The organism is Mucilaginibacter ginsenosidivorans (genome assembly GCF_007971025.1).
In the GTDB taxonomy this organism is placed as follows: Bacteria; Bacteroidota; Bacteroidia; order Sphingobacteriales; family Sphingobacteriaceae; genus Mucilaginibacter; species Mucilaginibacter ginsenosidivorans.
The window spans coordinates 5,070,992-5,083,547 of the sequence record NZ_CP042436.1 but is presented as its reverse complement, the minus strand read 5'-3'; the positions used below and the strand labels follow the sequence as shown (position 1 = coordinate 5,083,547).

Annotated in this window: 19 protein-coding genes; 15 read left to right on the top strand and 4 right to left on the bottom strand. The window is 43.5% G+C overall.

What is annotated here, in order from left to right; all coding sequences use genetic code 11:
- The first annotated feature begins 7 nt into the window (after positions 1 to 7).
- The 12 genes from rpsE to rplQ all read left to right on the top strand — a co-directional run bounded on the left by rpsE (position 8) and on the right by rplQ (position 7,619).
- Positions 8 to 526, top strand: a complete 519-nt coding sequence (gene rpsE / locus FRZ54_RS23175) for a 30S ribosomal protein S5 (protein WP_147034178.1) — start codon at positions 8 to 10, stop codon at positions 524 to 526.
- A gap of 5 nt (positions 527 to 531) precedes the next feature.
- Complete coding sequence (rpmD, locus tag FRZ54_RS23170; protein ID WP_147034177.1) at positions 532 to 711, top strand: 50S ribosomal protein L30; 180 nt, start codon at positions 532 to 534, stop codon at positions 709 to 711.
- A gap of 4 nt (positions 712 to 715) precedes the next feature.
- The gene (gene rplO / locus FRZ54_RS23165) at positions 716 to 1,162 is read left to right on the top strand and encodes a 50S ribosomal protein L15 (protein WP_147034176.1); all 447 of its coding nucleotides are present in this window, start codon (positions 716 to 718) and stop codon (positions 1,160 to 1,162) included.
- Between the two features lie 6 nt (positions 1,163 to 1,168).
- Positions 1,169 to 2,518 carry a preprotein translocase subunit SecY gene (gene secY, locus FRZ54_RS23160; RefSeq protein WP_147034175.1) on the top strand — a complete coding sequence of 450 codons (1,350 nt, stop codon included), beginning with the start codon at positions 1,169 to 1,171 and terminating at the stop codon, positions 2,516 to 2,518.
- Between the two features lie 9 nt (positions 2,519 to 2,527).
- The gene (gene map / locus FRZ54_RS23155; protein ID WP_147034174.1) at positions 2,528 to 3,319 is read left to right on the top strand and encodes a type I methionyl aminopeptidase; all 792 of its coding nucleotides are present in this window, start codon (positions 2,528 to 2,530) and stop codon (positions 3,317 to 3,319) included.
- Between the two features lie 207 nt (positions 3,320 to 3,526).
- The gene (infA, locus tag FRZ54_RS23150; protein WP_022833270.1) at positions 3,527 to 3,745 is read left to right on the top strand and encodes a translation initiation factor IF-1; all 219 of its coding nucleotides are present in this window, start codon (positions 3,527 to 3,529) and stop codon (positions 3,743 to 3,745) included.
- A 7-nt stretch (positions 3,746 to 3,752) separates the two neighbouring features.
- A complete protein-coding gene (gene ykgO, locus FRZ54_RS23145; protein WP_022833269.1) occupies positions 3,753 to 3,869 on the top strand; it encodes a type B 50S ribosomal protein L36 in 117 nt (38 codons plus the stop codon).
- Positions 3,870 to 4,023: 154 nt separating this feature from the next.
- Positions 4,024 to 4,401: a 30S ribosomal protein S13 gene (rpsM, locus tag FRZ54_RS23140; protein WP_147034173.1), complete on the top strand. Its 378-nt coding sequence runs from the start codon at positions 4,024 to 4,026 to the stop codon at positions 4,399 to 4,401.
- A 152-nt stretch (positions 4,402 to 4,553) separates the two neighbouring features.
- Positions 4,554 to 4,943, top strand: a complete 390-nt coding sequence (rpsK, locus tag FRZ54_RS23135; protein WP_147034172.1) for a 30S ribosomal protein S11 — start codon at positions 4,554 to 4,556, stop codon at positions 4,941 to 4,943.
- A 67-nt stretch (positions 4,944 to 5,010) separates the two neighbouring features.
- Positions 5,011 to 5,619 (top strand): 30S ribosomal protein S4, encoded by a 609-nt coding sequence (gene rpsD / locus FRZ54_RS23130; protein ID WP_147034171.1) that lies wholly within the window; start codon positions 5,011 to 5,013, stop codon positions 5,617 to 5,619.
- 172 nt (positions 5,620 to 5,791) lie between these two features.
- Positions 5,792 to 6,784 (top strand): DNA-directed RNA polymerase subunit alpha, encoded by a 993-nt coding sequence (locus FRZ54_RS23125; RefSeq protein ID WP_147034170.1) that lies wholly within the window; start codon positions 5,792 to 5,794, stop codon positions 6,782 to 6,784.
- 220 nt (positions 6,785 to 7,004) lie between these two features.
- Complete coding sequence (gene rplQ, locus FRZ54_RS23120; RefSeq protein ID WP_147034169.1) at positions 7,005 to 7,619, top strand: 50S ribosomal protein L17; 615 nt, start codon at positions 7,005 to 7,007, stop codon at positions 7,617 to 7,619.
- 404 nt (positions 7,620 to 8,023) lie between these two features.
- On the opposite strand, the gene FRZ54_RS23115 is transcribed toward rplQ, so the two are convergent.
- From FRZ54_RS23115 to FRZ54_RS23105, 3 genes are all read right to left on the bottom strand, one after another.
- Entirely contained in the window at positions 8,024 to 8,212 is a 189-nt protein-coding gene (locus FRZ54_RS23115) for a type II toxin-antitoxin system YoeB family toxin (protein WP_377026791.1), read from the bottom strand.
- Positions 8,213 to 8,280: 68 nt separating this feature from the next.
- Positions 8,281 to 8,490 (bottom strand): DUF2683 family protein, encoded by a 210-nt coding sequence (locus FRZ54_RS23110; RefSeq protein ID WP_147034168.1) that lies wholly within the window; start codon positions 8,488 to 8,490, stop codon positions 8,281 to 8,283.
- Between the two features lie 123 nt (positions 8,491 to 8,613).
- Positions 8,614 to 9,213 carry a peroxiredoxin gene (locus FRZ54_RS23105; RefSeq protein ID WP_147034167.1) on the bottom strand — a complete coding sequence of 200 codons (600 nt, stop codon included), beginning with the start codon at positions 9,211 to 9,213 and terminating at the stop codon, positions 8,614 to 8,616.
- Positions 9,214 to 9,443: 230 nt separating this feature from the next.
- Between FRZ54_RS23105 and FRZ54_RS23100 the strand changes: the two genes are divergently transcribed.
- The 3 genes from FRZ54_RS23100 (at position 9,444) to FRZ54_RS23090 (ending at position 11,415) form a co-directional block, all read left to right on the top strand.
- Positions 9,444 to 9,812, top strand: a complete 369-nt coding sequence (locus tag FRZ54_RS23100; protein WP_147034166.1) for a DUF6232 family protein — start codon at positions 9,444 to 9,446, stop codon at positions 9,810 to 9,812.
- A 437-nt stretch (positions 9,813 to 10,249) separates the two neighbouring features.
- Positions 10,250 to 10,576, top strand: a complete 327-nt coding sequence (locus FRZ54_RS23095) for a hypothetical protein (RefSeq protein ID WP_147034165.1) — start codon at positions 10,250 to 10,252, stop codon at positions 10,574 to 10,576.
- A complete protein-coding gene (locus FRZ54_RS23090) occupies positions 10,573 to 11,415 on the top strand; it encodes a hypothetical protein (RefSeq protein WP_147034164.1) in 843 nt (280 codons plus the stop codon). The genes FRZ54_RS23095 and FRZ54_RS23090 overlap by 4 nt, the downstream gene beginning before the upstream one ends.
- Before the next feature lie 337 nt (positions 11,416 to 11,752).
- Here FRZ54_RS23090 and FRZ54_RS23085 read toward each other — a convergent pair whose 3' ends face one another.
- The gene (locus FRZ54_RS23085) at positions 11,753 to 12,217 is read right to left on the bottom strand and encodes a hypothetical protein (protein WP_147034163.1); all 465 of its coding nucleotides are present in this window, start codon (positions 12,215 to 12,217) and stop codon (positions 11,753 to 11,755) included.
- Between the last annotated feature and the right edge of the window lie 339 nt (positions 12,218 to 12,556).

Genomic DNA, 12,556 nt, shown 5'->3' with positions numbered 1-12,556 from the left:
AAGAGCGATGTCAACAATCAATATAAAAAGAGTAAAAACCAGCGAGATCGAATTGAAAGATCGCCTGGTGAGCATACAGCGTGTAGCCAAAGTAACCAAAGGTGGCCGTACTTTCAGCTTCTCTGCCATCGTGGTAGTAGGCGACGAAAATGGCGTTGTAGGTTACGGTTTGGGTAAAGCAAAAGAAGTAACCGAGGCTATTGCCAAAGGTATTGACGATGCTAAGAAGAACCTGGTAAAAGTGCCTATCATTAACGGCACCATACCGCACGAGCAGGTAGGTAAGTTTTCGGGTGGTTTTATCTTCTTAAAACCGGCTGCAAACGGTACCGGTGTTATAGCAGGTGGTGCAATGCGCGCCGTGCTTGAGTCGGCAGGTGTACACAACGTATTGGCAAAGTCAAAAGGTTCGTCAAACCCGCACAACGTGGTAAAGGCAACCGTATCGGCACTGTCGCAAATGCGCGATGCTTATACCGTGGCACAGCACCGCAACATTAGTTTAGGTAAAGTATTTAACGGATAATCGTCATGGCAAAGATCAAAATAACACAGATTAAGAGCGTGATCGATAGGAATTTGCGCCAGAAAAAAACCATCGAAGCATTGGGTTTAAAGAAAATTAACCACAGTGTTGAGGTGGAAGCTACGCCTGCTATCATCGGCATGGTACGTAAAGTTAATCATTTGGTAGCTGTTGAAAATATTTAATATCATGAATTTAAGTAATCTTAAACCTGCAGAAGGTTCTACTAAAAACAGGAAGAGAATTGGCCGTGGTACAGGTTCGGGCCGTGGCGGCACGTCAACCCGTGGTCACAAAGGGGCCGGTTCACGCTCTGGTACAAGCACCAAGATAGGTTTTGAAGGCGGCCAGATGCCGTTGCAGCGCCGTGTGCCAAAGGTGGGCTTTAAAAACCCTAACCGTGTGGAATATGTGAGCATCAACCTGGACGCATTACAAAAATTAGCAGAAGCTTACAAGATTTCTGCAATTGATTTTGCAACTTTGAAGGAACATGGTTTGGTTTCGCGCAACGACCTGGTTAAAATACTGGGACGCGGCGAGCTGAAAGCCAAACTGGAAGTAAAGGCTCATGCTTTTTCAGCAACCGCTCAAAAAGCAATTGAAGCAGCCGGTGGTACTATCGTAAAGTTGTAAATCCCAATGAGGAAGCTATTCACTACATTATCCAACATCTGGAAAATTGAAGACTTAAGAGTGCGTATTATTAACACACTCTTATTTCTTTTAATATATCGTATAGGAACATATGTGGTTTTACCAGGTGTGATCTATTCGAGCCTGAGCAACTCGCAGGGCAAGGAAGGCCTCGTGGGCCTGCTGAATATGTTTGCGGGCGGCGCGTTCTCCCATGCATCTATTTTTGCGCTGGGTGTGATGCCTTATATTTCGGCATCTATCGTGGTGCAATTGCTGGGCATTGCGGTGCCATACTTCACCAAATTGCAAAAAGAGGGTGAAAGCGGCCGTAACAAACTTAACCAATGGACCCGTTACCTTACTATCGGTATCACCGCTTTACAGGCCGTTGGTTATGTAAAATCGCAGCTGCAGCCTAACCAGATAAGCCCCGAGATAAACGCATTTACATTTAACCTGATGTCGGTAGTTATATTGACCGCGGGCACATTATTCGTGATGTGGCTGGGTGAGAAGATAACCGACAAAGGTATAGGAAACGGTATTTCGCTCATCATCATGGTGGGTATCATTGCACAGCTACCAGGCGCGTTCCTGACGGAGTTCAGCGTACGTACCGGCGGTAAAGGCGGTTTGATCACATTCATTGTGGAACTTATCGCTCTGATAGGCGTGGTAATGCTTACCATACTTATTGTGCAGGGTACAAGAAAAGTTGGTGTGCAATATGCCAAACGTATCGTGGGTAACAAGCAATATGGCGGCGTGCGCCAGTATATCCCTTTAAAGGTTAATGCTGCCGGTGTAATGCCTATCATCTTTGCCCAGGCACTGATGTTTATCCCGGCGTATATACCTCAGCTGTTCCCATCTGTGTCAACTAATCCCATCGTTATGTCGATGGCTAATTACACCTCGTGGGCACACAACCTGCTGTTTGCGATATTGATCATTGTGTTTACGTATTTCTATACGGCCATCACGATCAACCCGAACCAAATGGCTGACGATATGAAAAAGAACGGCGGCTTTATCCCGGGAGTAAAACCGGGAAGGACGACGTCTGAATTTATCGACGGTATTATTTCGAGGATCACGTTGCCGGGATCTATTTTCCTTGCCTTCATCGCAATCATACCTGCTTTTGCTTCGGCAATTGGTGTGCAGCCTATTTTCTCAAGGTACTTTGGCGGTACATCGCTCATCATCCTTGTAGGTGTTGTGCTGGATACTTTGCAGCAGATAGAAAGCCACTTGCTGATGAGGCATTATGACGGCCTGATGAAAACAGGACGTATCACCGGACGGACGGCTACGCCTACTTCGGCAGGTACAACGCCGCCGGTCATCTAATTTAATAACATGTCAAAGATCAATTATAAGTCTGTCGAAGAGATAGAACTGATAAGAGAAAGTTCTTTACTTGTTGCCAAAACCCTTGGGGAGATAGCCAAAGTTATACGCCCCGGAATAAAAACTATAGAATTAAACAAACTTGCCGAGACTTTCATCCGTGATAACGGGGGAGTGCCGGCATTTTTAAATTATGGCGGTTTCCCTTACTCGCTTTGTATATCGCTGAACGACCAGGTGGTACACGGTTTCCCCGGCCAGCATGAGCTGGTTGAAGGCGACCTGGTATCGGTTGATTGCGGCGTATTGATGAATAAGTATTATGGCGACTCGGCTTACACCTTTGCCATAGGCGAAGTTGATGAGACCGTAAAAAAACTGATGCGGGTTACCAAAGAGTGTCTTTACCTGGGTATTGAAAAAGCAGTAGCCGGTATGCGCGTTGGCGATATAGGTTACGCCGTTCAGGAACATGCGGAGAAGAATGGTTTTGGGGTTGTAAAGGAACTGGTGGGCCACGGCGTAGGAACACACCTGCACGAAAAACCGGAAGTGCCCAACTACGGCAAACGCGGATCGGGCATTAAGCTGGAAGAAGGTATGGTTATCGCTATCGAGCCGATGATCAATGCGGGCCGGGCAGGTGTTAAGTTCTGGAACGACGGGTGGACCGTATCAACATCAGACAAAAAGCCATCGTGCCATTACGAGCACACCGTGGCAGTAAATAAAGGGAAAGCAGACATCCTTTCAAGTTTTTCATACGTTGATGAAGTTTTGAAAGAAAAAGTTAATATTTAGAAAAAAAATACTTAATTTTGCATCCCGGTTTTAAAGCGGATAATAAAGTATAAAAGACAATAGATGTGAGATTTGAGATGTGAGGTTTCATTTATCAAATCGACATTTTAACGGAAAGACTTTAAAAAAACGGATAGAGGAATAGAGTTAAGGGGGGACAAAAAGTCTCAAATCTCAGTTCTCATATCTCAAATCTAAAAAGAAAATATGGCTAAACAATCTTCGATTGAACAGGACGGAACAATTCGGGAGGCATTGTCGAACGCAATGTTTCGGGTTGAACTGGAGAATGGCCATGAGATTATTGCACACATATCCGGTAAAATGCGTATGCACTACATCAAAATTCTGCCTGGCGACAGGGTGAAACTGGAGATGAGCCCGTACGATTTAACAAAGGGTAGAATAACCTATAGATATAAATAATAAAGCGATGAAAGTTAGAGCATCCATTAAAAAGCGCAGTGCTGATTGCAAGATCATCCGTCGTAACGGGAAACTTTATGTGATCAACAAAAAGAACCCAAAGTTCAAACAGCGCCAGGGATAAGAATAGTTATTGAATTATAGAATTATTGATTTACCGGATCAGAAGTTAAGTAATCACTAATTCAACAATTCAATAAATCGATAATTAAAATATTGTATCGATTCGTACAACGGTAGCCGCCGTTCGGTCGATTACTTAAAACAAAAAGAAAAATATGGCAAGGATTTCAGGTATTGATTTACCAAAGAACAAAAGAGGAGAGATCGGACTTACTTACATTTATGGTATCGGCCGCTCAACCGCGCAGAACATTCTGAATCAGGCGGGTGTGGATCTGAATACTAAAGTACAAGACTGGACCGATGAGCAGCTTACTGCTATCCGTACAATTATCAACGACCAGATCAAGGTGGAAGGCGCCCTCCGTTCGGAAGTGCAGCTTAACATCAAGCGCTTAATGGATATAGGATGCTACCGCGGTACACGTCACCGTAAAGGTTTGCCTTTGCGTGGCCAGCGTACCAAAAACAACTCGCGTACCCGTAAAGGAAAACGTAAGACAGTTGCTAACAAGAAAAAAGCTACTAAATAGTAAATAGATTTGAGATGTTAGATTTGAGATATGAGAATCATATCAGGTTTGCCATCTCTGTTAAAATAGAAAGATAAAAAGGATACTGATGTATTTGAAATGAGATATTAAATCTCACATCTCAAATCTCATATCTCAAACCTCAAAAAAAGATGGCTAAAACTAAAAAAGTTACCAAAAAGCGTATAGTTGTTGTTGAGCCTGTTGGCGAAGCGCATATCAACGCTACCTTTAACAATATCATTGTAACCCTTACCAACAAAAGCGGGCAGGCTATTTCGTGGTCGTCGGCAGGTAAAATGGGTTTCAAAGGATCGAAGAAGAACACCCCGTATGCTGCAGGACAAGCTGCTGCCGATTGCGGTAAAGTTGCTTATGACCTGGGCCTGCGTAAGGTTGAGGTATTTGTAAAGGGCCCCGGTGCAGGTCGCGAGTCGGCTATCCGTACTTTGCAAACCACCGGTATCGAGGTAACTACTATTAAGGATATCACCCCGCTGCCGCATAACGGCTGTCGTCCTTCAAAACGCAGAAGAGTTTAATTAATATAATTTTTTAAAGCTAAGAGTCGCCGGCTGCGGGCCGGTTGATACTTTAAAAACCAACAAAATGGCTAGATACACAGGACCAAAATCCAAAATTGCGCGTAAGTTCCGCGAGCCCATCTTCGGCCCGGATAAAGCGTTAGAAAGAAAAAATTACCCTCCGGGTATGCACGGCGTTTCAAAACGCAGGGGCAAACAATCCGAGTACTCTGTACAGTTGCAGGAAAAACAGAAAGTTAAATACACCTATGGTGTGTTGGAACGCCAGTTCGAGAACCTGTTTCACCGCGCTTCTGCTAAAGAAGGCATCACCGGCGAGAACCTGCTGAAACTGTTAGAGGCACGTTTGGATAACGCAGTTTACCGTTTAGGCATTGCGCCAACCCGTTCGGCAGCACGCCAGCTGGTGGGCCACAAGCACATCAACGTAAACGGCCAGGTAGTGAACATTGCTTCATACAGCCTGAAAGCCGGCGACGTAGTATCGGTACGCGAAAAATCAAAATCACTGGAAGCCATCAGCAACTCGGTTGCAGGCAGAAAGATCAATAAATACAGCTGGCTTGAGTGGGATGCTGCCAATTTAACAGGCAAATTCCTGAGCTATCCAAACCGCGACGAGATACCTGAGAATATCAAGGAAAACCTTATCGTCGAGTTGTACTCTAAATAAGATATGAGATTTTAGATGTGAGATATGAGACAAACTCAAATCTCACATCTGATTTTATATAGAAGTAAATTATAAGATTTTGAAAGTAAGAAAAGAGATAAGCAGAAAAAATCTCACATCTCAGATCTCACCTCTCAGATCTAATCAAGTAAACAATTAACAAAGGATATAAATGGCAATTTTAGCATTTCAAAAACCAGACAAGGTTATCATGCAGAAATCAACGGATTTCGAGGGTACATTTGAGTTTCGTCCCCTTGAGCCCGGTTTCGGTGTAACCATTGGTAATGCTTTACGTCGTATCTTACTTTCATCTTTGGAAGGCTTTGCAATTACGTCTGTTCGTTTTTCGGGCGTAACGCATGAGTTTTCGACCATCAAGGGTGTTGTTGAGGACGTTACCGAGATCATTCTGAACCTGAAACAGGTGCGTTTGAAAAAATCGGGTGACTCGGGCGATACTGAAAAAGTATTTGTGATCGTAAACGGTCAGGATGCTTTCAAAGCCGGCGACATTACCAAGTTCTCGAATAACTTTACCGTTCTGAACCCCGACCTGGTGATCTGCAACATGGATACTGCGGTAACCCTGGAGATCGAACTGACCATCAATAAGGGCCGCGGTTATATTCCGAGCGAGGAAAACAAAAACCCCGACGCTAACGTTGGCGTTATCGCTATCGACTCTATCTACACCCCGATAAAGAACGTAAAATACACCATCGAGAACTATCGTGTGGAGCAAAAGACAGACTATGAAAAATTAGTTCTGGATATTGCTACCGACGGCTCTATCCATCCTGAAGATGCATTAAAGGAAGCTGCCAAGATATTGATCCAGCACTTTATGCTGTTCAGCGATGAGAACATGATGCTGGAGGCACAGGCTAAAGAAGAGACCAAGGAAGTTGACGAAGAGATACTGCACATGCGCAAGATCCTGAAAACTGAACTGGTTGACCTTGACCTTTCGGTGCGCGCACTGAACTGCCTGAAAGCTGCCGACATACGCAGCCTGGCCGACCTGGTGTCTTACGACGTTGCAGACATGTTGAAGTTCCGCAACTTTGGTAAGAAATCATTAACAGAAATACAGGACCTGGTTAAATCAAAAGGCTTATCTTTTGGAATGAACCTGGCCAAGTATAAATTGGACGAAGAGTAATTAGACGTGAGATTTGAGATATGAGATTTGAGACAGACATCCTGAATCTTATATCTAAACCTCAAGTCAAATAATAAACAACAAATAACAGGGTTTGGGAAAAGACACGAGATAAATCTCATATCTCACGTCTCATATCTCAAATCTAACAACCGCGTAATTCCGAGGGCTTGACGGCAACGCCGCCCGACGGTATGCACGTGCCACAACAAACAAAACAATGAGACACGGAAAAAAAGTAAATCACTTAGGCCGCACCGACAGTCACCGCAAGGCGATGCTGGCGAACATGGCTTCGTCGCTTATCCAGCATAAGCGCATCACAACTACACTGGCAAAAGCAAAAGCGCTGCGCGTCTATGTCGAGCCTATCCTCACCAAAGCTAAAAGCGATACCACGCATTCGCGCCGTACCGTATTCAGCTACCTGCAGGATAAAGATTCGGTAAGCATCCTGTTCCGCGATATTGCTGAAAAAATTGCAAACCGCCCCGGAGGTTATACCCGCATCATCAAAATGGAAAACCGTTTGGGCGATAACGCCGAAATGGCCATGATAGAACTGGTAGACTACAACACCGTTTACACTAAGGATGGTGCCGCTGTAGCCAAGAAATCAACCCGCCGCCGTGGTGGTTCGGGCAAAGGAGGCGCTAAAGCTGCTGCACCTAAAGCTGAAGCCCCTGCTGTTGAAGAAGCAGTAGTGGTGGAAGAGCCAGAGGCCGAAGCACCTGTAGTTGAAGCTGCTGCTGAGGTTGAGGAAGCTCCTGCTGCTGAAACCCCATCTGCCGAAGAAGCTGCCGATAACGAGGAGCAAGCTGAAAAAGGCGAATAATTGTATAGACGCATAATTATGCGTCTATACATAAGATAAACAGGCCCCGACGAAAGTCGGGGCTTTTTGTTTTACTCTCCTTTCAAACTGTCATGCTGAACCTGCCTGCCGGTAGGCCCATGCACTGGTTTACGTCTTCCGAAGGGCGACTTAAATCTATGCATGAAAAGAAGGACCCCCTACTGGTTTAAGTCTTCCGAAGGGCGACTTAAATCTATGCATGAAAAGAAGGACTCTGTCCGGCAATAACATCAGGAATGTTACTTGCACCATGATTCTAACCCGAACGGAGTTCCCCATTTAATTTTTGGGTTTTAAGACCCCTGAGAGATCCTGAAACAAGCCCGCCTGCCGGCAGGCAGGTTCAGGATGACGCGAGGGATTGAGCAGGACGTTTTGGTGTTTTACGGTTTATTTGGTGTAATGCCCCTTTGCAGATAAAATAAAAATGGTAGTATTTCTAACTTCGTAAATGATACGATGTTCAGAACTGATCCCCTTGACCATTTGCCTGCGTACCCGTGCTTTAATGGCTCTGGTTTACCTATGCCGGTAAAGGGTGTCTCTTTGATAGAGTTGAGGAGTTTTTCGATCTTTTTGACAAGATTGGATTACCCGCTTTTTAGAAAGAACCTGATATCGTCTTTTGCCGTATCGGTTATTATAAGTTCCATATATCAGCAGGTTCAATTTTTGACGTTCTCCCTGCTTTTATGTCCTCTTCGCTTTGCTTAATTTTTGCAACAAACTCAGCATTATATGGGCCCTCTGTACTTTTTTCGGTCGTGAAGTCGACTTTAAAAGCCTTCATAATTCCTTTTAACGCAGCTAACTGCTCTTTGCTCCTGGGGTGTACAATCAATGTTTCCATATACAAATTTAAGTGTTTTTGAGAAACTTTTGATCTGGCTATGTATTGTTTTTATTATGGACGTTATCCGCCTTTTGTCACGCTGAGCCAGCCGCAGGCAGGCTCAGCGTAATAAAAATTAAATTACAACCCCTTTACGATCGCCAGCGACTTTTCGACATGGTCGGTGGGCGAGATATGGTCGGTTTCGGATGAGAATACCGCTATGATCTTACCGTTTTTACCGATGACATAGGTGGTGCGGGGGATGAAACCGTGGGTAAGGTCCTGGCCCAGGGCATCTTTAATGCCGGTACGGCCGGCCGCCATGGTGAGGCCGTAGGATGCCGCAATTTTGCCGTCGGCGTCGGAAGCTACCGGGAACTTACCTGCACAGTACGCCGGGTCGGACGAAAATTTGTTCAGCCGCTGTATATCGTCGGCTGATACGCCGATGATGGTGGCCCCGGCGGCGGTAAATTTATCCTTGTCTTCGGCAAAGGCATGTGCCTCGGCATCGCAGCCACCAGTGTAGGCCGAAGGATAGAAATAAACCACAACGGAACCTTTGGCAAGGGCCTTTTTTAACGAAAACTGGAATTCGCTGCCGGCCAGGCTGGCATTAGCGGTAAATGCGGGCGCTGCATCGCCTTTTTTAAGCATGGCAGTTTGGGCAAAGCCGGGACGCGCTGCCAGCAAAAATAAGCCGGCAATTAAAAACGATAAATGATATTTCCTGATCATGATTGTTGGATTGGGACAATTAATGGTGTTTTATCAAAGCTACGATAGTTTGGGCAGATGCGTTGTGTGGTAGTGGAAATTTTACGTGATGGGCACGAGTAAGCCGCCCGCGGGCCGTGCCCTGTATGATCGAGCCAGTTGGTGAAAATTGGGTGTTTTCACGGGTTGACCGCTTCCCTGAACGGCCTTATCTTTATAATGCCTTAAACAACTGACCAACTTGTATCACAATGGAAGAAACTATTTTTTTTCAAAGCGGAGGCGTAACAGTCACTCAATCGAGATATATCGTAGACAACAAGACATTTGCAATGCGGAATATATCGTCTGTCCAGGTTGGAGTTATTCTTGCGAAAAGAGGATTTGGATTTTTTTTATTAGTTGTTGGCCTTATACTGGCAGTGTCCTCAAATGACGCACGGACAGCCGGAATAGTTGTATTGATTTTAGGTGCCTTATTCGCTTTCTTGCCTAAAGACAAGTTTACAGTTCGTATAAGTACAAATTCAGGTGAAACTGACAGCTTATGGTCAAAGGACCGACAGTCCATCCAAAGAATAGTTGATGCTTTGAATGAAGCGATGATTCATAGGGGATAATTATAATAAGACATACGCGACATTCTGGTACTAGCATTGGAAAAGATGGTCAAACGGATAATGCATATGGATATGATTAGTTCACTATGCACTGATTTGGGTAAAAACTGGACTTTAAGAAACTCGCTTTCGTAGTACCTCACAAAGATGATTAATCGCTTACTGTACGATATTGGTTATATAATAATTTTGACAAATGATTTGACATAAGAATACTAGGTACCTCAGACATAGTAAAAGGTAACATGGTAAAAGAATTTAGAGACGGAGATGATACATTTGATACTTTATCATATATCATTAAGAAGAGAATAAATTGGGTGGATTTTAAAACCACCTTGAAGGGGAATTACAAAGATCGATTAATCAAACCAGATGACACTGTATATGCATAGGTTATTTTTAGACTCTTATCTATGTGATCTTTATCCATCTTTATGAGTGACTGGATATCACATATTGTAACGAATACGATTTTTTTAACGTGGATTGGCGCACTGTGTGGGCATATTCTTTCTTTATATTCACATGATTTTGCTGGAGCTAAGCCATTTTTAGAAAAAATATTCCCCGACCATTCAAATAAGTTTTACGATAGATTGGAGCTTATAATAGTACCAGTAATTGGCGCGTTATTAGCTTTTGTTCTATTAGATCCCACCAACTTAAAATCATCAATCTTTGCTGGATTAAGTTGGAGTGGGACACTTTCTTCATTATTAAAAAGAAATAGTAAAAATACATCTAAAGATGTTGATCAATGAATAGTTTGCCGATTTTAACCTTTCTCGCTTCAATTGCCGTAATGCTGACAACGGTCGTGCAATTATTTATAAGTTTCAAAAGCTTCAAAAAAGCTTCAAAATCTGAAAGTAAGCTGGCTGACGTTGTTAAAAGAGTACCTCTTTTGGCCGTTGCCGCCGTATTGATAGGAGTTTTTTATCTTAACTTTTACTATACAAGCGAGTTAAATAAGGAAGAAAAGGATTTCGAGGCTTTGCTTTTAAAATCTCATAATAAATTGGATTATCAGTATTATATGTTAGATAATGCGAGGAAAAAGAGAGTGATAGATAGTTTAAATAATTATACAGCCGAATTAAAGGCTAGTGTAGCTAGAATAAAGAAACAACAATATATAACCGGGAAAAATACTATTCCAATTTCAAATGCAAGTTTGGTTTTGAACAAGACTAACGAAGAGATTAGAAATATTGAAAGTTATAATGAGATTATAAACCCTCAATCTATTCTTCTCAATCAGAAAGGGTTGACAACGTCTGGAACAACTTCAAATTTTGTATTCTCTTGTCCTAAAGATAGATTTTCCGAATATGTAGATCTTAAATTGGAATTTCTCGACAACAAAATTATTGATAAGATCGCTTGTATATACTTGACCGTATATAAAGATACAATTGTCAATAGCGAAATATCTGAATGGTCGTTATTTGAACAAGCTTATAAACCAAAATCCGGAATAAACTTAATCAAGATCAGGAATTATTTAAGGCAACCTAAAGTAAAATTAGAAATCGGTTATATTCTTAAGTCAGAAAGTTTAAAAGAATATCCAAGATTTGAAAAAGTCACATGCGAATGATAACACCTCATTCCGGCTCACGCAAGATAAGTATCCTCCTGCTGACGCGCGTAGCACACGTGCGCCTATAAAGTTCATCCTATCTCAATTAGCTTAATAATTGTTCGGATAATAAAGCCTCGAGCACTTGCCGCGTTAAGAATTGCATCGAATACCGGCCTTCGCGCCTAAAACCTGTGCAGTGTAATCCCCCCAACTGGCGCGAGTATGCAGCGCTGCCCAAAGCGTGGCGCACTCGTGACCTTAAACATTCCGGAATCTAAGAATGGTACAAATTGATCCATTACGCCATCTGCATCTTAAACTTGCGCGGACTAAATAAGCGGAAATGGCCCGGTCAGCTTAAGGCAAATAGTTCTATTACTCCCCATATCAATAGCACCAATAGCGCGACGCCGATAAGTATCCATAGCAGGGTGCCGTGGGCGAAAAACAACCAGACAACCTTGAGCAGGAACACGCCGATGCAGATGCCTGCAGCCGGGATGACGGCATCGCTGACGTCGTCACGGTCCAGGCTACCCCAGCTGATCCACGACCCGATGACCAGGATGAGGAATATGAGCACGCTTATGACCAGGCATACCACTATCCAGGTGTACCATGCGGATGGGGTTGTTTTAGCGAAGGCGGTGAAAATGCTGATAAATTGCAGTTCGAGGCTGTGCAATGCCGGCGCCTGTTTGGTACTGGCATTGTACAGCCAGTTGACGACAGATTGTACATGCTCGTCTTTACTCAGCGCTTCTTTTAACGAAAAGATAGCGGCCAGCAGGCCTATAAAAGTGGAAAGTTTTTTCATATACCTAATTTATTGAGATTAGATAATACACTCTCTGTCAATTATTTCAAAAAGAAGGGTCGGGCGAAATAATAAATTAAGATAGGAGTTTTTTTCGGAATTGCAAATGGGTTGTGAGCGATAAGGACGGGTTTATGCATGAATTTACAGGTACTTTGAACGGCAATACTTCTGACCTCTTTGGTTACACCACAAGGGGGAAGATGGGGACTATTGAAATTACCATTTTTTGTAAGCAGTAATTTAATATATTTACAACATCCCCGATTAGCATGTGTAGAGATGCCCACGCTGCCGCTCGCCATGACGTGGTAGAGAAGCGCCGCGTTAGCGATGGCA